15 protein-coding genes are annotated in these 17,909 nt (G+C 69.0%); 4 read left to right on the forward strand and 11 right to left on the reverse strand.

Annotated elements, in window-relative coordinates; all coding sequences use genetic code 11:
* Nucleotide 1 precedes the first annotated feature (1 nt).
* The 5 genes from BLW84_RS13355 to BLW84_RS13375 form a co-directional block, all read right to left on the reverse strand.
* Nucleotides 2-790, reverse strand: a complete 789-nt coding sequence (locus BLW84_RS13355) for an ABC transporter ATP-binding protein (protein ID WP_093265389.1) — start codon at nucleotides 788-790, stop codon at nucleotides 2-4.
* The gene (locus BLW84_RS13360; RefSeq protein WP_093265390.1) at nucleotides 780-1,514 is read right to left on the reverse strand and encodes an ABC transporter ATP-binding protein; all 735 of its coding nucleotides are present in this window, start codon (nucleotides 1,512-1,514) and stop codon (nucleotides 780-782) included. The genes BLW84_RS13355 and BLW84_RS13360 overlap by 11 nt, the downstream gene beginning before the upstream one ends.
* On the reverse strand, nucleotides 1,511-2,563 hold the full coding sequence (locus BLW84_RS13365; RefSeq protein WP_093265392.1) for a branched-chain amino acid ABC transporter permease: 1,053 nt from the start codon (nucleotides 2,561-2,563) through the stop codon (nucleotides 1,511-1,513). The genes BLW84_RS13360 and BLW84_RS13365 overlap by 4 nt, the downstream gene beginning before the upstream one ends.
* Nucleotides 2,547-3,431 (reverse strand): branched-chain amino acid ABC transporter permease, encoded by an 885-nt coding sequence (locus tag BLW84_RS13370; protein WP_093265393.1) that lies wholly within the window; start codon nucleotides 3,429-3,431, stop codon nucleotides 2,547-2,549. The genes BLW84_RS13365 and BLW84_RS13370 overlap by 17 nt, the downstream gene beginning before the upstream one ends.
* Nucleotides 3,432-3,655: 224 nt before the next feature.
* Complete coding sequence (locus BLW84_RS13375) at nucleotides 3,656-4,834, reverse strand: amino acid ABC transporter substrate-binding protein (RefSeq protein WP_093265395.1); 1,179 nt, start codon at nucleotides 4,832-4,834, stop codon at nucleotides 3,656-3,658.
* 178 nt (nucleotides 4,835-5,012) lie between these two features.
* On the opposite strand from BLW84_RS13375, the gene BLW84_RS13380 reads away from it, so the two are divergent.
* The gene (locus tag BLW84_RS13380; protein WP_093265397.1) at nucleotides 5,013-6,053 is read left to right on the forward strand and encodes a LacI family DNA-binding transcriptional regulator; all 1,041 of its coding nucleotides are present in this window, start codon (nucleotides 5,013-5,015) and stop codon (nucleotides 6,051-6,053) included.
* A gap of 317 nt (nucleotides 6,054-6,370) precedes the next feature.
* Here the strand turns inward: BLW84_RS13380 and BLW84_RS13385 are convergent, their stop codons facing one another.
* Together BLW84_RS13385 and BLW84_RS13390 are read right to left on the reverse strand one after the other, a co-directional pair.
* Nucleotides 6,371-7,840, reverse strand: a complete 1,470-nt coding sequence (locus tag BLW84_RS13385) for an amidohydrolase family protein (RefSeq protein WP_093265398.1) — start codon at nucleotides 7,838-7,840, stop codon at nucleotides 6,371-6,373.
* Nucleotides 7,837-9,105 carry an MFS transporter gene (locus BLW84_RS13390; RefSeq protein WP_093265400.1) on the reverse strand — a complete coding sequence of 423 codons (1,269 nt, stop codon included), beginning with the start codon at nucleotides 9,103-9,105 and terminating at the stop codon, nucleotides 7,837-7,839. The genes BLW84_RS13385 and BLW84_RS13390 overlap by 4 nt, the downstream gene beginning before the upstream one ends.
* 211 nt (nucleotides 9,106-9,316) lie before the next feature.
* Here BLW84_RS13390 and BLW84_RS13395 point away from each other — a divergent pair, with 211 nt between their 5' ends.
* Both BLW84_RS13395 and BLW84_RS13400 read left to right on the forward strand, forming a co-directional pair.
* On the forward strand, nucleotides 9,317-10,903 hold the full coding sequence (locus tag BLW84_RS13395) for a PucR family transcriptional regulator (protein WP_143060937.1): 1,587 nt from the start codon (nucleotides 9,317-9,319) through the stop codon (nucleotides 10,901-10,903).
* A gap of 3 nt (nucleotides 10,904-10,906) precedes the next feature.
* Nucleotides 10,907-12,145: an NAD(P)/FAD-dependent oxidoreductase gene (locus tag BLW84_RS13400; protein WP_093265403.1), complete on the forward strand. Its 1,239-nt coding sequence runs from the start codon at nucleotides 10,907-10,909 to the stop codon at nucleotides 12,143-12,145.
* Nucleotides 12,146-12,310: 165 nt separating this feature from the next.
* Here the strand turns inward: BLW84_RS13400 and BLW84_RS13405 are convergent, their stop codons facing one another.
* Nucleotides 12,311-13,333: an alcohol dehydrogenase gene (locus BLW84_RS13405; protein ID WP_093265405.1), complete on the reverse strand. Its 1,023-nt coding sequence runs from the start codon at nucleotides 13,331-13,333 to the stop codon at nucleotides 12,311-12,313.
* Between the two features lie 829 nt (nucleotides 13,334-14,162).
* On the opposite strand from BLW84_RS13405, the gene BLW84_RS13415 reads away from it, so the two are divergent.
* Nucleotides 14,163-15,308, forward strand: a complete 1,146-nt coding sequence (locus BLW84_RS13415) for a sulfite oxidase (protein WP_093265406.1) — start codon at nucleotides 14,163-14,165, stop codon at nucleotides 15,306-15,308.
* 67 nt (nucleotides 15,309-15,375) lie between these two features.
* Here BLW84_RS13415 and sbnA read toward each other — a convergent pair whose 3' ends face one another.
* The 3 genes from sbnA to BLW84_RS13430 all read right to left on the reverse strand — a co-directional run bounded on the left by sbnA (nucleotide 15,376) and on the right by BLW84_RS13430 (nucleotide 17,747).
* Nucleotides 15,376-16,359, reverse strand: a complete 984-nt coding sequence (gene sbnA / locus BLW84_RS13420) for a 2,3-diaminopropionate biosynthesis protein SbnA (RefSeq protein ID WP_093265408.1) — start codon at nucleotides 16,357-16,359, stop codon at nucleotides 15,376-15,378.
* A gap of 66 nt (nucleotides 16,360-16,425) precedes the next feature.
* Nucleotides 16,426-17,460, reverse strand: a complete 1,035-nt coding sequence (gene sbnB, locus BLW84_RS13425; RefSeq protein ID WP_093265409.1) for a 2,3-diaminopropionate biosynthesis protein SbnB — start codon at nucleotides 17,458-17,460, stop codon at nucleotides 16,426-16,428.
* A 44-nt stretch (nucleotides 17,461-17,504) separates the two neighbouring features.
* On the reverse strand, nucleotides 17,505-17,747 hold the full coding sequence (locus tag BLW84_RS13430; RefSeq protein WP_093265411.1) for a hypothetical protein: 243 nt from the start codon (nucleotides 17,745-17,747) through the stop codon (nucleotides 17,505-17,507).
* Nucleotides 17,748-17,909: the final 162 nt, after the last annotated feature.

The raw sequence follows: 17,909 nt of genomic DNA on the forward strand, positions 1-17,909 counted from the left end.
GTCACTGGCTCCCTGTCTTCAACGTCTTCGACGATGCGGTGCTGGAGCGTCGGTTGCCGAGGTAGAGCTCGCCGAGCTGCGGGTCGGCGAGCAGGTCGGATGCCGGGCCGGAGATGTGCACCCGGCCGAGGTCGAGGACGCAGCCCAGGTCGGCGACCTCCAATGCGCGGCGGGCGTTCTGCTCCACCAGCAGCACCGCCGTCCCCGCATCGCGCATCCGCGCCACCTGGGCGAACACGGTCTCGGTCGCCTTGGGGTCCAGGCCCATCGACGGCTCGTCGAGCAGCACGACCTTCGGGCTGACCATCAGCGACCGGGCGAACTCGACCTGCTTCTGCTGTCCGCCGGAAAGCGCCCCGGCCAGCGCGTCCCACCGCTCGGCCACGACCGGGAACAGCTCCTTGACGTAGGCCACGCGGTCGGCGATCTCGGACCTGTCCCGCAGCGTGTACGCGCCGAGCAGCACGTTCTCCGCGACCGTCATCTCCTTGAACACGCTGTGGCCCTGGAGCACGTGGGACAGACCGGCTTCGAGCATCTGCTGCGGGCGGCGGCTCGTGACGTCCTTCCCGCACACCAGAATCCGGCCGGATCGCGGCGTGAGCATGCCGCTGGCGACCTTGAGCACCGTGGACTTCCCGGCGCCGTTCGGCCCCACGAGGCAGACCACGCTGGCCGGCGGCACCCGCACCGTCAGCCCGCGCAGCACCAGCGCCGCGCGCCCGTACCCGGCCTCGACGTCGACGAGTTCGAGCAGGTGCTCGCCCGAACCCCGCTGCTCAGATCCCAAGGTAGGCCTCCAGGACTCGCGGGTCGTTGCGGACCTCGTCGGGCGTGCCCGCGGCGATCGGCCGCCCGCGGTCGAAGACGACCACGTGGTCGGACAGGCTCATCACCAGGTCCATGTTGTGCTCCACGATCAGGAAGGTCCGGCCCTCGGCGTTGAGCGCGCGCACCAGCTCCCGGATCCGCTCGATCAGCGCCGGGTTCACCCCGCCCGCGGGCTCGTCGAGCAGGACCGTCTCGGGATCGGCCATCAGCACCCCGGCGAGTTCGAGCAGCTTCTGCTGGCCGTAGGACAGGTCGCGGGCCTGCACGTCGGCCAGGTGCTCGATGCCGACGCGGGTGAGCAGTTCGCGCGCCCGGTCCAGGTCGGCGCGCTGGCGCGCGGAGACCAGCCGGCCGAGCAGGGTCCGGGAGCGGACCGGGACCAGCAGGTTCTCCAGCGCCGTCATCCGCGGGAAGATCCGGCACAGCTGGAAGCTGCGGCCGATGCCCGCGCGGGCGATCCGGTGCGGCGGACGGCCGGTGATGTCCCGGCCGTGGTAGCTCGCGGTGCCGGAATCGGGCTTGATCATCCCGGTGACGCAGTTGAAGAACGTGGTCTTGCCCGATCCGTTGGGGCCGATCAGCGCGTTGACCTTGCCGTGCCGGAAGGCGACGGTGGCCCCGTCGACGGCGCGCACCCCGCCGAAGGACTTGGTCAGGCCGGTGGTTTCCAATCCCGTGCTCACAGGCGCGCCTCCTCGACGGTCCCGGCCCGGCGCTGCTCGGCGAGCTCGGCCTGGCTGACTTCCCGGATCGACGCCGTCCGCGGGCGGAACCGGTGCAGCAGGTCGCGCAGCGCCGGGATGATCCCGTCCGGCATGAACAGCACGACTGCGGCGAGCAGCACGCCCAGCGCGACCAGGTGCAGCTGGGTGTCGCCGTACTGGGCCTTGAAGTACTCCACGGCGTAGCCGACGATCACCGCGCCGAGCACCGGCCCGAACAGGCTGCGGACGCCGCCGAGCAGGCTCATCAGCACCAGGTAGGAACCGGTCAGCACGGAGAATTGGAAGATCGGGTCCAGGAACCCGAACCACAGCGCGTAGAGCCCGCCGCCCAGCGCGGTGAAGAACGCCGAGACGACGAACGCGACGAGCTTGTAGGTGAAGGTCGGCACCCCGAGCGCTTCGGCCTTGTCCTCGTCTTCCCGGATCGCCTTCAGCCCGGAGCCGAACCGGGAGCGGTCGATCGCCCACCAGCACAGCAGGGCGACGGCCAGCAGCGCGGCGTGCAGGTAGAAGAACCGCTCGTGCTGCTCGGGGCGGAGCACGTCCGGACCGAACGGGCGCGGCACGCGCAAACCGTTCGAGCCGCCGGTGAAGTCTCCCAAGCTCTGGAAGACCAGCAGCGTGATCAGCACCAGCGCGATCGAGACGATGACGAACGAAGCACCGCGCACCCGCAGGCTGGCGATGCCGATCGGCACCGCGAGCACCGCGACGACCACGCCGCCGAGGACCAGCGCGAGCCACGGGTTCAGGTCCGCGCGCACGACCAGCAGCGCGGTGGCGTAGCCGCCGAGCCCGGAGTACGCCGCGTGGCCCAGCGAGACGTAGCCGGTGAACCCGCCCACGAAGTTCCACGACGTGGCCAGCACGGCATAGCTCATGATCACCACGCCGACCGACAGGATGAACGGATCCGGTGCCAGCGCGGGGAAAGCGACCACCAGCGCGGCCAGCGCGAGCAGTCCGACGAGCTTCGCGGCGCGGGCGGGATCAGAAACGCTGCGCAAGGCGGCCTCCGAAGAATCCCTGGGGGTGCAACAGCAAGGTGGCGAACAGCGCGACGTAGAAAACCGTTTGCGCCCAAGTAGTTCCGAGCGGCAGCTGGAGCAGGCTCTGGCCGAGCCCCAGCACCATTGCGGCGATCGCCGCACCCGGGATGCTGCCCAGCCCGCCCACCACGATGATCGCCATCAGCGGGCCGATCCAATGCCAGTGCAGCGAGGGGTAGATCGTGGAGTCCAGGGCCAGCGCAGTCCCGCCGATCGCCGCGGTGGCCAGGCCCAACCCGAACCCGTAGCCGGCGATCCGGCCGGTGTTGATGCCGACCAGCTGCGCGGCCTCCCGGTGCTGGATCGTGGCGCGCAGCGCCTGGCCGAACCGGGTCTTCTTCAGCAGCAGGTAGAGCCCGGCCAGCGACACCGCGGCGAGGCCGAACGCGATCAGCTTCACCACCGGGATGCTGGCGCCGAAGAACTGGATGTCCCCGCCGGAGTAGGGCAGCTGGATGCGCCGGTGGGTCCCGCTGAAGACGAGCCCGAGCGCGCCCTCGATCACCAGCGCGACGGCGAACGTCAGCAGCACCGACATCATGGTCAGCGTCGCCGGGCGGAGCCGCGAGATCAGCAGCCGCTGCATGAGCACGCCGACCGCGAAGAACAGCGGGACGGTCACCAGCAGCGACAGCAGCGGGTCCAAACCGGTCTGGAGGTTGAAGAACCAGGCCAGGTATGCCGCCAGGATCAGGAAGGCCGAGTGCGCCAGCATCACCACGCGCATCACGCCGAAGTACAGCGTCAGGCCCGCGGCGAGGAGGGCGTAGAGCCCGCCGAGCAGCACGCCGAGCACCAGGCTCTGCAGCAGGAGCGATCCGGTCATTTAGAGCCTCTTTCCAGACTCGTTTTGCGTGACGGTGCGGGTGGCGGCCCCCCTGCGGGAGTTACTGCGGTCTTCTCGCTGTGGAATCCCCGACTCATGAATGCCAATTCACCACGTCGGGGCTGTCCTCGCGAGAAGGCCCCTGAGAACCCGCGGCGGTGCCGGTTGGGAGGGTGGGCTAAGCGGCTGCGCCGCTTCAAAGACAGGGACCAGTCTCTTATGCATCACCACGCCGGCTTGGGGTGGACCAGGTCGGCTTCCTTGGTCTCCGCGGGCAGCACGATGCGGATCCGGCCGCCGACGTACTGCTGGATCAGGTGCGCGCCGCGCGGTTTTCCGGTGGCGTCCCAGCCGAGCTTGCCGACCACGGTGTCCACCTCGTTCTGGTGCAGCCAGTCGATGAGCCTGCGCTGGCAGTCGGGGTCCGGATCGGCGCAGCCGACGGCTTGCACGGCGGCGGCCACGACCTGCCCGGTGGTCCACGCGTTCGCCTCGTCCTCGTTGGGCGGGGAGTTGAACATCCGGGTGTAGTGCTCGACGAACTCCTTGTTGGACGGGAAGTTCGCTTCCGGCGTGTATCCGGTGGGGGAGAGGATTCCCTCGGTCTGCTCGCCGATGGCCTTGGTGAACTCCGGGTTGGTCGGTGCGGTGGAGAAGGCCGCCATCGAGGGCTGGTAGCCGAGTTGGCGCAACGCCAGGATGAGGTTGACCGCGTCCTGGTACTGCGTTCCGCCGACGACGAGGTCCGCCCGCGAATCGGCGATCTTGGCCGCGATGGAACCGAAATCCGTGGTGTTGGGCGGGTAGACCTCATCGACCGCCGTGCGGATTCCCGCCGCTTCGAGCTTGCCCTTCAAACCGTAGGCGGTGCCCTGCGCGAACGGGTCGTCCATGGCCGCGTACGCGGCGGTTTTCGGGCGTTGATCGGCGGGCATCGCCAGGATCGCCGCGGCCAAGTGGTTGTAGTGGTCCTCGGCGACCGCGGGCGCGGCGTAGAAGAGGTTGTCGAAGCCCTGGTCGAACACTTCCTCGGCGGCGCCGGCCGGTTCGACGAACAGGAAGCCGTAGTCCTTGGCGACCTGCGCGGCCGGGATCACCAGACGGGTGGAGAACGGCCCGAAGACCAGGTCGGCGCCGTCCTGGTTGATCAGCTTCTCGTAGTCGGCCGCGACGCGGTCGGCGTTGGACTGGTCGTCGAGGATGGTCAGCTCGACCTTGCGGCCCAGCAACCCGCCGCGGGCGTTGACGTAGTCGGCCCACGCTTCGTAACCGCGGCGGACGCCCTTGCCGGGCTCGGAGAAGTCGCCGGTGAGGGGCAGGGAGATGCCGATCTGGATGCTGTCGTCGTTGCCTCCGGCGCCCGAGCTGAGGCAGCCGGTCAGCGCGAGGCTCGCGCTGGTCACGAGTACACCTAGTCGAAGACGTTGTGAAATTTTCATGGTCCACCCGTCGTTGGGGGCATCCGCAAGCGCTTTCGTAAGCGCTTACGGCAGAATAGGAACCATCGGACGAAGTGGCAAGGTCACGGATCATGATGGTGGGCGCGGACCGCAGGGCGGACCGGAGCGGAAGGGGTCACGGATGCCACAGCAACGCGCGAGGCTCAGGCTCATTGACGTCGCCGAGCGGGCCGGGGTGTCGATCGCTGCGGCGTCGCGGGCGCTGTCCGGGTCCGCGGGCGTCAGCGACGCCATCGCCGAGCGAGTGCGCGAAGTCGCCGCGCAGATGGGCTACGTCGCCAACGTGCACGCCCGCACGCTGGCCGGCGGCGCGAGCACGAGCGTCGGACTGCTCGTGCACGAGATCGGCGACCCCTACTTCACCGAGATCGCCAGCGGGGTGCTGCGCGTCGGCGCGCAGCAGGGCCTGACCGTGCAGATCTGCCACACGGGGCGCGACCCGGAGAACGAGCTCGTCCAGGTCCGCACGCTGATCGCCAACCGGGTCCGGGCGATCATCATCGCCGGCTCGGGTTTCGTGGATGCGCGGAAGCAGGCGTCGCTGAAGCAGGACCTCCAGGCGTTCCAGGAAGCAGGGGGCCGCGTCGCGGTGATCGGACGTCACCACCTCGGCACCGACGCGGTGCTGCCGGACAACACCGCGGGTGGCCGGTCGATCACCGAACACGTGCTTTCCCTGAGGCACCGGCGGATCGCCTTCGTCGCCGGCCCCCGGGCCCTGACCACAGTGGCCGATCGCCTCGCGGGCGCCGCGCAGGCACTGGAAGCGGCCGGACTGTCAATTGAGGACATTCCTGTCATCGAGGAAGCGTTCACGCGCGACGGCGGCACGCTGGCCATGCGGCGCGTCCTCGGCGAGCACCCCGACGTGACCGCGGTGATCGCGCTCAACGATGACATGGCGATCGGCGTCCTCGCGGCGCTGCGAGCGCGCGGAATGGCTGTGCCGAAGGACATTTCGGTGGCGGGCTTCGACGACGTGGCCGTCGCGGAGCACCTGTCGCCGGCGCTGACGACGGTCCGGTTGCCAATGGCGGAAATGGGGGAGCAGGCGTTGCTCCTCGCCTTGAAGGAACCGTCGGCCCGCCCCCGTCGCCGCACCACGGCGCACTCCCTGGTGGTGCGCGAGTCCACCGCCCCACCCCCGCGCCGCAAGCGGTGACTCCTCGCCACCACTCGGGCTGCGCAGACCGGGCGACAATGCTGGTTCAGGCAGAGCGCGGTTTGTCCGGTTCGCCGTCGCGCAAATCCGCCGTGATGCGACGAGCCCGGTTCATCGGCTCGCCGCATCACGGCGTTCGGGTTTGCCTGGCCGGCTGCAGAAGCCAGATCGTGGCGCTGGAGCATGTCCAGCGAGCGTTGGGCCGCACGAGGACCTCGACGAGAAGGTCGGGACTCCAGCTTGTTCAACGAGATCGGTTGGTACGCAGCCAAAATCGGCAGATCACGACCTGGATGATGCGGGCTCGATGGCCCCGATCAGTGTCGGACCGGTTTGCCTGGCAGGGCGTCGGTGCACAGCTCGCCGTCGCGCACGACGAATGTTCCCGAGACCAGCACGTGGTGGAACCCGCTGGACGGCCGCGTGGTGTCGGCGTAGGTCGACTCGTCGGTCACCGCTTCCGGGTCGAAGACGACGATGTCGGCGTCGCTGCCCGGTTGGATCCGGCCCTTGCGCCGCATCGCGGGCACCGCGGAGCCGAGCACGTCGGCCGGCACCAGGCTGCAGCGGCGCACCGCCTCCGGAAGGCTCAACTCGCCGGATTCGCGGACCAGGAGTCGCAAGCTGCGGGCGAAAGTGCCGGCTGTGCGGGGATGTGTGACCACGTCGGGCGCCAGCGGCCACTGCAGCGGATCGCGGGGCGAGGACCGCCAGAGCAGCGGTGCCGCGTCGCTGGCGACCGCCGCGTCGGTGAAGGTGAGCGCCCGCTTCAGGTAGGCGAGGTCCGCCGGATCGTTTTCGTCGAAGAAGTGCACGAACGCCGCGCCACCCGGGTCCTGCTCGCGCACCTTCCGCAGCGTCGCCTCGTCCGGGATTCGCTCGCCGGTGGCCAGATAGCCGATGGAGTGGGGTGTCAGTCCTCGTCGGTGCAGCAGCTCCGGCGCGAGGAACGCCGCGCCGATGCCGGTCATGCCTGCGCCGTACGGGTAGGCCTCGGTCGTGACCCGGGAGCCTTCCGAACGCACCTTCTCCACCAGCCCCAGCACGCGGTCCACCTGTCGCAGCGAGGTGCTGTTGACGTGGCAGTAGTGCATGTGCGCGCCGGTTTCCGCCGCGGCCCGCACGATCTCCTCCGCGCCGTCGATCGGGGTCTGCGGGTCCATCTCGACCAACTCGCGTGCGTGCGTGTACGTCGGGAGCCCGGCTCTGGCGGCGAGTCCGGCGACGGCGAGGTATTCGGACGGGTCGATCCAGGGTGCGTAGCCGACGAGGATGCCGATGCCCAGCGCGCCGTCGGCCAGATCGGTCTCCAGCACGTCTAGAACTCGCTGCACATCGGCTGGTGATGCGGGCCGTTGCCAGGGTTCTCGCCCGATGTTGGCGAAGAAGTCGTCGAGCGTGCCGGTGGGTTTGATGCCGAGCACGACGTGCATCCGCGCCACCGCCCACGACGTGGAGAACCCGTAGTTGATCGGGCGCCCCTCAAGTGCTGCTTGGCGGTAGGCCGGTGCCACCGGGTACACCCCGGCTTCCAGTTCGAGCGCGGTTGTCACGCCGTCCATGGCCTGCAGGCGTTGCGTGGCGATGTCGGGGCTGTGGCTGTGCAGGTCGATGAAACCGGGGCTGACGACGTGCCCGGCGACGTCCACCACGGACTTCCCGGCCAACGGGTCGGAGCTGATCTCCCGGACCGCGCCGCCGGAGATCCCGACGTCGCGGACCGCGTCCAGCCCGGTTTCGGGGTCGATCACCCGCCCGCCGCGAAGCACCAGGTCGTACTCGGTCATGCGTTGCTCCTTCCAGCGCGGATCTGAAAATCGGCCTGGCGCTTCGGCACGATCAGGGCGAGCAGGGCGCCGAGCACCGTGCTGCCGATCAGGAAACCGAACGCCGCGGTGTAGGAGAAGTGGTCTACCAGCCAGCCCATCGCCACCGGCGCGATCACCCCGGCGAGTTGTCCGCCGGCGTTGACCACACCCATACCAGACCCGACCACGGCCGGCGGCAGCGCTCGCACCGGCATGCCGAGAATGCTCATGTAGGCGAGTCCGGCGATGCCCATCGCGATCGTCTGGTAAAGCGTGAACTCACCGGCGGTGTCGGCGTTGAGCATCAAGGCCAGCGTCGCGGCGGCGGCCAGCAGCACCGGGATGACGAACCAGCGCGCCCGCTCGGTGAAGAACCGGTCGAACAGCCAGCCGCCGAGGAACGTGCACACGCACATCACCAGCAGCGGGATCGCGGCGAGCACGCCGGTGTCCAGCAGCGAAATGCCGCGTTCCTCCAGCAGGTAGCTCGGAACCCAGGTGATCATCCCGTAGCTGAGCATGTTCGTCGCGCAGAACAAGGCGGCGAACTTCCACACCGCCGCGGACCGCAGGACGTGGCGCAGGGACACGGTTGTCCGGTTCGGCAGCGGAACCTCGGTCAGCCGGGTGGGCAGCGGCTTCGGCAGCATCGCCCACAGCAGGATGCCGATCACCACGCCCACCAGCGCGGTGACCCAGAACGTGTGCCGCCAGCCGAGCGCGAACACAACTGGCGCGGCGATCAGCGGGGCCAACCCGGCGCCCAGGTTGTTGGAGGCCAGCATGGCGCCGGCCGCAGTGGCCCGGTGGCTTGGGGGCGTGCGCTCGGCGATCGCCTTGAACGACGCGCCGGGGAACAGCCCTTGGCCCACCCCGAAGAGGGCACGGACCACCAGCAGGGAGACGAAGCCCCACATGGCTCCGGTGAGAGCGGTGAAAACCGACCACAGCAGCAGCGAGATGACCAGCAGCCGTCGCGCCCCGAACCGGTCGGCGAGGACGCCGCCGGGGATCTGGCAGACCAGGTACACCAAGGAGAAGGCGGTGATCAGCCAGCCCTGCGAGGTCTTGCTGAGGTCGAACTCCGCCCCGATGAACGGCAGTGCGACCGCCATCATGACCCGGTCGACGTAGTCGATGACCCACACGCCCATGAGCAGCGCGATGGTGACGGTGGCGGTGCGGCGAATGTGGGACGAGGTCACGGCCGGTTGCTCGGTCGTGTTGGTCGCGGTGGAATCCATCTTTCCTCCACGGCAGGTCGGCGTTCGCTGATTGTTGTGTCGAGCCGGCCGGGTTGGCTTCGTCGGGTCGGACGAAACCGGGCGGCCCCCGCTCTGGTGATCGCACGAAGCGCCCCGGCGGCGGATCGGCGAGGCTGTGGTCATGTGCCCAGCCGCGGAACCGCTCGTCGACGGAGTCGAGGTGGGCCCGCTGGTGAGGCAGTATCTACGGATGAACGCTCGGCCGGGGGCCAGCTTGGCCCGCATTCTGGAAGATCTCGGCAGCACCGTGCTCGACGTCGCGGTATGCCCGGATCCGCCGCCGTCGGAGGTCACCACCGTCGCCGTGCACGACCCCGACGAGCACCTGCAACCACCGGCCGGTGCCCTGGTGCTCGGCGTCGGGGTGGCAGATCCAGGAGATCTGCTGCTGCAGCTGGGGCGGCATGCCGCGGCGGCCCTGGTGGTCCGCGGACCGCTGGACGTCGACGAACCGCTGCGCGAAGCCGTCCGATCCTCCGGAGTGGCGCTGCTGAGCGCGAGCAACGCTGCGTCCTGGACCCAGATCTTGTTGCTGGTGCGCACTGTTCTGCTGGACGGTGAGCTCGACGAGCGGCAGGCGAAGCTGACCGGCAACCACATCGGCGAACTGTTCGCCCTGGCCAACGCGGTCGGAGCGGCGCTCGACACGCCGGTGACCATCGAGGACCGCTCGGCGCGGGTGGTGGCCTTCTCAGCGGATCAGGCCGCCGCCGACGCACCGAGGGCGGCGACCGTGCTCGCCCGGCAGGTGCCACCGGAATGGCAGCGAAGGCTGGCCGACAACAGGGTTTTCGAGCGGCTCTACCGCACCAGCGAGCCGGTGTGGGTCGACTTGGGCGATGCGGATGTGCTTCCCCGCGTGGCGGTGGCGGTGCGCGCCGGCGAGGAAATCCTGGGCGCGATGTGGGCGGCGGTGCGTCGGCCGTTCACCGCGGACGAGGAGCGTGCCTTCGTCGCTGCCGCGAAGACGGCGGCATTGCACTTGCTGCAACAACGCGCGGCCGAGAACGCGGGGAAGTGGCGTCGATCGGAGCTGGTCCGATGCGTGCTGACCGGCGGTAGCGGCGCGGAGCTGGCGGCGCGGCGGCTGGAGCTGGCGGAGGTCCCGCTGTGCGTCGTGGCCGCCGAGCCGTCCGACCGGCACGAGGACGGCGCCGAGCGCGAGCTGGCGGCAGAGCGCTTGTGCGAGCTGCTGAGCTTGCACCTCGCGGTGCGGCAATCCAAGGTCGCGACGGCGTCGGCACTGGGCACCGCCTACGCGATCTTGCCGCTGACGACGGCGGATCCGGATGCCGAGTCCAGGAACGCATTGGGCTTGTTGCAAGGTTTCGCGACTCGCCGCGACGCTGGAGCGGTCGTCGGGATGGGGCGCGTCGCGTGGTCGCCGAGGGAGGTGCCGCGTTCTCGCGCGGACGCGGATGCGGTGCTGGACGTGCTGCGCAGCGGTGACCGGCGGACCGCGCGGGTCGACGAGGTCTGGGAGCGGCTGTTCCTGGCGAGGCTGCGGGATCTGGCGGTCGACGACGAGGAACTGCGCGATGGACCGGTCCAGGCCCTGACCGCCTACGACGCCGACCACCACAGCCAGCTCGTCGCGACCCTCTCCGCCTACCTCGATGCGTTCGGTGATGTGGCGAGGACCGCGCAGGCGATGCACGTGCACCCCAACACCCTGCGCTACCGGCTGCGGCGGATCACCGAGGTCAGCGGCCTGGACCTGAGCAATCCGGATGCCCGTCTCGCGGTGGGCTTGCAACTGCGCGTTCAAGGAGGGTGACAGGTGTATTCGCGCGTACCCGCGCCTCGTCGAGTCGTGGTGGTCGGTGCCGGCGTGGTGGGCCTTTCCACCGCATGGTTCCTGCAGGAACGCGGCGTGGAGGTCGTGGTGCTGGACCGCAGCGGCGTCGCCGCGGGCGCCTCGTGGGGCAACGCGGGTTGGCTGACCCCGAGCCTCGCCACCCCGCTGGGCGAGCCCAGCGTGCTGGTGTCGGCGCTGCGATCGCTGGGGGATCCGAACGCCGCGTTGCACGTTCCGCTGCGTCCGGACCCGGCGGTGCTGGCGTTCCTCGCTCGTTTCGCCGCCCGCTGCACGCCCCGGGCTTGGCAACGTTCGATGGCGGCATTGGTGCCGGTGAACCGACTGGCGTTGCAGACCTTCGACGAGCTGACCACCGGTGGTGTGCGGGCCAGCACCCACAGCGGCCCCATCCTGGTCGGGTTCGCGGATCCGGCCCACAGCGCCGCGCTGCGCCACGAGCTCGAACAGGTCAGCCGCGCCGGCTTGGACGTCCGTTGGCAGCCGGCGAACCCGACGATTCCCCAGCTGTCCGAACGGATCGTCGAGGTCCTGGAACTCCACGGTCAGCGTTATCTGGAGCCTGGCCCCTTCGTGCAGGCCCTCGCCGAATCGGTCCGCGACCGCGGCGGACGCATCGTCGCAGGCGCACGAGTACGGGCGATGCGGCACGGTCCGGGCGGTATCGCGGTGGAAACGTTCACCGGCGCCCCGGAAGTCGGCGACGCGGTGGTCGTCGCGACCGGCTCGTGGCTCCCGGAACTGGCCAGGAAGCTCGGTGTGCGCACCCAGGTGCAGGCCGGTCGCGGCTACTCGTTCAGCGTCCCGACGGACGAACCGGCCGAGACGCCGGTCTACTTTCCGGCCGCGAAGGTCGCGTGCACCCCGTACCGAGGCCGGCTGCGCATCGCGGGCACGATGGAGTTCCGCGGCCCGGACGATCCGCTGCAGCCCGGCCGCGTCGATGCGATCGTCCGCTCGGTGAAGCCACTGCTGTCCGGTGTGGACTGGTCGGATGCGCAGGACGTGTGGGTCGGCCCGCGGCCGATGACCCCGAACGGGCTTCCGCTGCTCGGAGCGACTGGAGCACCTGGCATCTTCGTCGCAGGAGGCCACGGAATGTGGGGAGTGACGTTGGGGCCGATCAGCGGCAAGCTGCTCGCCGAACGCATCGTGACCGGCACGACCCCTCCAGAACTCCGACCGTTCGACCCGCTGCGCTGATCGGCCACAGTGGACGATCGTCACGCACGGTCCGGCACGTCCGAGCAGCGGGGTTCGTCGGTCTGTCCTGCCCAGGTGCGGGCATGCGGATATTCGAGTCATGAGCAGGAGGTCCTTGCGCCTCGTAATCATGGTTCGTTCGCGGGTTTGATTGATCGCGCCATGTCAGCCGGTGGTGAGGACCATGCGGAACCGCGCGGCACCGGAGAGCATCTTTTGGTACGCCTCGTTGGCCTGGTCCAGCGGGAGGGTCTCGATCATCGGCCGGATGCCGTGCAGGGCGCTGAAGGTCAGGGTGTCCTGTACGTCCTGTGCGGTGCCGGCCGGGTGGCCACGGACGATCTTGCCGCGCATGAGCAGCTGGTTCGGGCTGATGCCCAGTGGTTCAGGCGCTGCGCCGATGACGACCAGCTCGCCGCGGTGGGACAGCCCGTCCACGGTCGCTGTGATGGCATCGGCGTTGGCGGCGGTGGCCAGCACAACCTTGGCGCCGCCGAGGGCCTGCAGCGCGTCTGCGACGGGGGTGTCGGCCGTGCTGTCGATGTAGTGGTGTGCGCCGAGTTGCTTGGCGAGGTCCGCCTTCCCGACTCCCCGGGCGATCGCCACGGTTTCGAAGCCCATGGCGACCGCGTACCTCACTGCCAGGTGGCCCAGACCGCCGATGCCGAGTACGGCTACCAAGTCGCCCGGCCGTGCAGAGCTGCGTCGCAGCCCGTTGTACGTCGTTACTCCTGCGCAGGCCATGGGCGCCGCATCGGTGGCTGCTAGCGGTTCGGGGATGCGGGCAAGGGAGTCGACCGGTGCGATGACCGCCTCGGCGAAACCGCCGTCGTAGGCCCATCCAGGGACTTTCAGGTTGTCGCACACGATGAAGTCGCCCTGCCTGCAGGGTGTGCAGTGGTGGCAGCTGCCTCCGAACCAGCCCACCGCCACCCGATCGCCCACCTGCCACCAGCTGTGCACTCCTTCGCCGAGCTGCTCGATGCGTCCGGCGATCTCATGGCCAGGGACCAGCGGAAACCGGACACCCGGAAATGCGGCGTCGATGAAGTAGGAGTCGCTGTGGCAGACTCCGCACGCCTCGATGGCAATGTGTACGTGGCCGGGTCCTGGATGTGCTGCCTCACGCTCGACGATCTCGAATGGTCCGCCGGCTGCGGCGACCTGTGCGACTCGATAGGGGCTCATCTGGATCTCTCCTGAGCACGGTCACTGACGGCTTCCGGCACCAGCAGACCAGCTCTTGTTCCCGCACGCACGCCGACCGGAACGGTTCGCTGCAGCGACTTGATGTGTCTCCTCTGGTCGATAGGACGTAGAGCAGTGCTGTGTGGCTGATGGGGCCGAAGTGGCGTTCCACGGCCGGATCGCTTGTCATCCGGGTTGAGCGCGAGGACTGTGAGTCCTGCGGCGGCGCCGGCGACGACTTGCACGACGATGTGGACCCACGGCGTCGACCACCCGAACAGGCCGCCGACCGCGGCGCCGCGCGACACAGCTGGAGTGAACGCGCCGCCGGAGATCCTGCCGACGGCGAACGCGCCTGCCAGGACTGTTGTTGCCGTCAGTCGGGGCACCGCATTCGCTACCGATCGTGGTTCGGCTGTAACGACGTCCACTGGCTTCGTCCTTGCTTCAGGCGCGGTTTCCTGCGATGCACCAACGATTCCGCTCATGTGTTCCCCTGCCATCGCCGCCAGCGGCCATGCATCCGCCTGGCTGGCCGCACTGGCCGAATTCCTGCTAACTGCAACCGTGACCAAGTTCCGGCCGGTGGCGGCATGGGAAGCCCAGCGACGTCGTCCATTGTGGAGTGTTGAGCTTTTCCTGCAGGATGGTTTGGTGTGGCTCGTGGGGCTGCCACCGGCCAACTCGGAGTCGCGTCTTGCGCGCGGCGTGAACATCGGCAGTAGGGGGCCCATCGTTTGCAAAACGATTCGGCAGGTTCCATGCTGGATGCGGCCGAAGCACCCTCTTCCTGCTGCAACGAACCGCCCAGCAGTCAGGAGGTGACGTGATGGGACGCCGGTACATGGCCGGTGAGCGGGCCGCGGTGCCAGCCGCTCCGCCGGCCGACCGCAAGGTCGTCAAACCGACACCGCCGGAACTGATGGAGGACACCGGCACGGGGGTGGACTTCGGTACCCGGCCGGACCGGATACCGGGTTTTCTCGTGCCCAACGATCGGTTCTACATCCGCAGCCACGCGCCGACTCCTCGAGTGGACGCGGCGAGCTGGGCACTTCGTATCGAGGGCAGTGGCGTACGTCGACCGGTCAGTTTCAATTATGCCGAGTTGTGCGAGCGGTTTCCGTTGGTTTCCGTGATCCGCACGATCGAGTGTGCGGGTAACCGGCGGGTGCTTCTCGGTGAGGAGCACGGCCGCACGTTCGAGGGTACTCCGTGGGGTCGCGGTGCGATCGGCACCGCGGAGTGGACTGGTGTCCGGCTTCGGGATCTGCTGGAGTCGGCCGGTGTCACGTCGGGCGCGCGGGAGGTCATGCCCGAGTCGTTGGACGACGTCCGGTTCCGGCGACCGTTGCCGTTGGCCAAGGCGACATCCGACGACACTGTGGTCGCGTTGGCGATGAACGGCGAGCCTCTCCCGGCTGATCACGGCTTTCCCGCCCGTGTGGTGGTGACTGGGTGGCTCGGGGCGGCCAGCGTCAAATGGCTCTCCCGCATCGAAGTCTCCGAACAACGCCTCTACTCGCCGTGGAACACCGAGGACTACGTGTTGATCGGCTCCGGCTTCTCCGGTGAGGAGCCCGCGCGGGGACCGGTGATCACGACCGTTCCGGTCGCTGTGCTGGTGGAGCTGCCGTGGCCGGCACGGTTGCGGGCGGTACCGCAGATGATCCGGGGGCGTGCGTTCGCCGGGGAGAACGCGATCGCCACGGTTGAGTACCGCCTCGATGACGGTCCCTGGCAGCTCGCGCGGCTGGAGGGCCCCGAGGTGCCCGGCGCGTGGGTGCGCTGGCAGTTCGCCTGGACTCCGCAGCCCGGCGAACACACCCTTCGGGTACGGGCCATCGATGACCACGGCGACACGCAACCGGCTGCTTCCGCGTACAACGAACTCGGATACCTCCAGCACTCCGTGCTCGCGCATCCCCTGCGCGTCGAGGACGTTCCCACTCCGGAACGGGAAGCTGGCCGATAATGCCGGTCATGGTGGTGCGATCGAGCACACCGGCTCGGGTGCGTGGCTGACGGACCCGCCCGGAATTCTAGCCGTGGGCTGCCATTTCGTCGGTGAGGTCGAGTGCGTCGGTCCGGTAGACCCGCTTCACCCAGCTTGGCTGGTACAGCGAGTCGAGGTAGCGCTCACCGAGGTCGGGCGCGATGGTCACCGCCGTGACGTCGGGCCCGAGCTCGTTTGCCGCCAACCACTGGGTGGCGCCGCTGATGACGGTGCCGGTGGAGCCGCCGAAGAGGAAGCCCCGGGCGGCCAGCCGGTGGCAGGCGCGCACCGTGTCGGTCTCCTCGACCAGCACCACGTCGTCCACGAAGGACTCGTCGAGCAGGTCCGGCCGGACTCCGGTGCCGAGGCCGGGAATCATCCGGGGCGCCGGGGGCCCGCCGAAGGTGACCGAACCGACCGCGTCGACGGCCACGATCCGCACGTCCGGCCGGAACCGCTTGAAGTACCGGGCGCAGCCCATCAGCGTGCCCGTGGTGCCCGCGCCGACGAACAGCACGTCCAGCTCGGGAAAGGCGTGGTCGATCGACGGCGCGGTGGTCCGGTAGTGCGCCGACCAGTTGTCCGGGTTCGCGTACTGGTTCAGCCACACGTACCGGTCGTCGTCCTCGCAGAGCTCGCGCACGTGGGCGATGCGGGCGGCCAGGTACCCGCCCTCGGGTTCCAGTTCCGTGACGGTGTGCACCTGGGAGCCGAGGGTCTCCATCAGCTGCTTGGCGGCCAGGTTGCACCGCGAGTCGGTGACGCACACGAACTGGTAGCCCTTGCTCGCGGCGAGCACGCTCAACGCCACCCCGAGATTGCCCGACGACGACTCCACCAGGATCGAGTCCGGGCGCAGCGCCCCGGACCGCTCCGCCGCGGCCACCATCGACTCGGCCGCCTTCAGCTTGATGGACCCGGCGAAGTTGAACCCCTCGCACTTCAGGTACAGCGGAATCCCGATGGTGGGCCGGAGGTCGACGTACAGGTCGTCCTCGTTGAATTCGTGCGGCTGCGAGATGATGGGCACCGGGACTGTCTCCGTCTTGTCCGAAACGAACCTGCTTGCGGGTCAGCGCGAACCGGCCACCGCCTGTCAGCCGTAGCGGCGGAGTTCGGAGAAGAAGTCCGGGATCACCGTCGGCTTCCCGTGGGTCGTGACCTCGTCGTAGATGTACTTGCCCACCGCCAGGTCGAGCACGCCGAGCCCGAACGGGGAGAACACCACTGGCCGGTCCGTCGGCACCTTGAGCTCGCCGGCGAGCACGTCGTTGATCGTGCCGTCCAGGAAGTCCCGGTTGCCGGTCCGCTGCTCGGCGAGGTGCGGCGAGGTGTCGGCCTTCAGGCAGTGCTCGACGTCGTCGACGACGTTCGCCGAGGACAGGATGATCTCCGGCGAAAGGTCGCGCAGGGACACGTGCAGCACCAGCGGGTTGTGCTCGAACCAGGCCGGGTCGTGCACGTGCGGGGTGCCCGCGACGGTCGCGAAGACCACGAGGTCGGCGGACCTGATCAGGTCTTCGGCGCTGTCGTGCACGGTGATCCGCGTGCCGTCCTCGGTGCGCTCCAGGTAGGACTTGAAGCCCGCGGCGTGCTCGGCGGACAGGTCGTGCACGCCGATCTCGTCGAACGTCCAGTCCGTCGCCCGCAGGTAGCTGTGGATGTAGCGGGCGATCAGGCCGACGCCGATGAAGCCGACCCGCCGCGGGCGGCCCCGGTCCCGGCTGAGGTGGTCGGCGGCCAGCGCCGCCGACGCCGCGGTGCGGGTGGCACTGATGACCGAGCTTTCCAGGCAGGCGAACGGGTATCCGGTGTCGTGGTCGTTGAGCACCAGCACCGCTGAGGCACGGGGGATCCCGGCCGCCACGTTCTCCGGGAAGCTGGAGATCCACTTGATCCCGTCGACCGCCGAGTCACCGCCGAGCGAGGCGGGCAGCGCGATGATGCGCGACGTCGGGCGGTCGGGGAAGCGCAGGAAGTACGACGGCGGGTTGACCGTCCGGGCCGCGCCGTGCAGCCGGTAGGCCGCCTCGACGATGTCCACGACCTGCTTCTGTCGCCCTTCCAAGGCATCCTGCACCTGAGCGCCGGAGATCACGGTGAAGGCTGGGACGTTGGCTAAGTCGGACATGCTGTGAGCTCCACTCAGGTCTGGGGCGGAAATTCGATTTGTGATCATGACGGTGCGACGATCGGCGAGCAATCCGCCAGCCGAACCAGCTCACCCATCGCCATCAGCACCTCGCGGTCGGGCGCTCGCGCGATGTCGTCAACCAGCGTCAGATCCCCGGCCTGCCGCGGTTTCCGCGGCGTGCGCTCCACGAAGACCTTGCGGCGCAGGGCGATCACGTCGTCCTCGATCGGCGTGCCGCTGCAGTAGCGGTTGTTGAACGGTAGACCGTCCGGGCCGAACCACATCACTTGATAATCCCGTATCCCGGGGTCGATCGTCCACTCGTTGAGGCGCGCGATTTCCCTCCGCTCATCGCCGGTACCACCTCGGGTATCGGACTTCTCGGCGTGCGAATAGGCTGTGGGAACCGAGATTGCTCCGAATGGAGCCGGTCCACTCGCGACCCG

Origin of the sequence: Saccharopolyspora shandongensis, assembly GCF_900106995.1 — a bacterium.
Classification (GTDB): Bacteria; Actinomycetota; Actinomycetes; order Mycobacteriales; family Pseudonocardiaceae; genus Saccharopolyspora; species Saccharopolyspora shandongensis.

What these genes read in the sequence shown, in the direction of transcription:
- BLW84_RS13370 (WP_093265393.1), bottom strand. Translation starts at nt 3,431, where the DNA reads ATGACCGGATCGCTCCTGCTGCAGAGCCTGGTGCTCGGCGTGCTGCTC.
- BLW84_RS13380 (WP_093265397.1), top strand. Translation starts at nt 5,013, where the DNA reads ATGCCACAGCAACGCGCGAGGCTCAGGCTCATTGACGTCGCCGAGCGG.
- BLW84_RS13385 (WP_093265398.1), bottom strand. Translation starts at nt 7,840, where the DNA reads ATGACCGAGTACGACCTGGTGCTTCGCGGCGGGCGGGTGATCGACCCC.
- BLW84_RS13390 (WP_093265400.1), bottom strand. Translation starts at nt 9,105, where the DNA reads ATGGATTCCACCGCGACCAACACGACCGAGCAACCGGCCGTGACCTCG.
- BLW84_RS13395 (WP_143060937.1), top strand. Translation starts at nt 9,317, where the DNA reads ATGAACGCTCGGCCGGGGGCCAGCTTGGCCCGCATTCTGGAAGATCTC.
- BLW84_RS13405 (WP_093265405.1), bottom strand. Translation starts at nt 13,333, where the DNA reads ATGAGCCCCTATCGAGTCGCACAGGTCGCCGCAGCCGGCGGACCATTC.
- BLW84_RS13415 (WP_093265406.1), top strand. Translation starts at nt 14,163, where the DNA reads ATGGGACGCCGGTACATGGCCGGTGAGCGGGCCGCGGTGCCAGCCGCT.
- sbnB (WP_093265409.1), bottom strand. Translation starts at nt 17,460, where the DNA reads ATGTCCGACTTAGCCAACGTCCCAGCCTTCACCGTGATCTCCGGCGCT.
- BLW84_RS13430 (WP_093265411.1), bottom strand. Translation starts at nt 17,747, where the DNA reads ATGTGGTTCGGCCCGGACGGTCTACCGTTCAACAACCGCTACTGCAGC.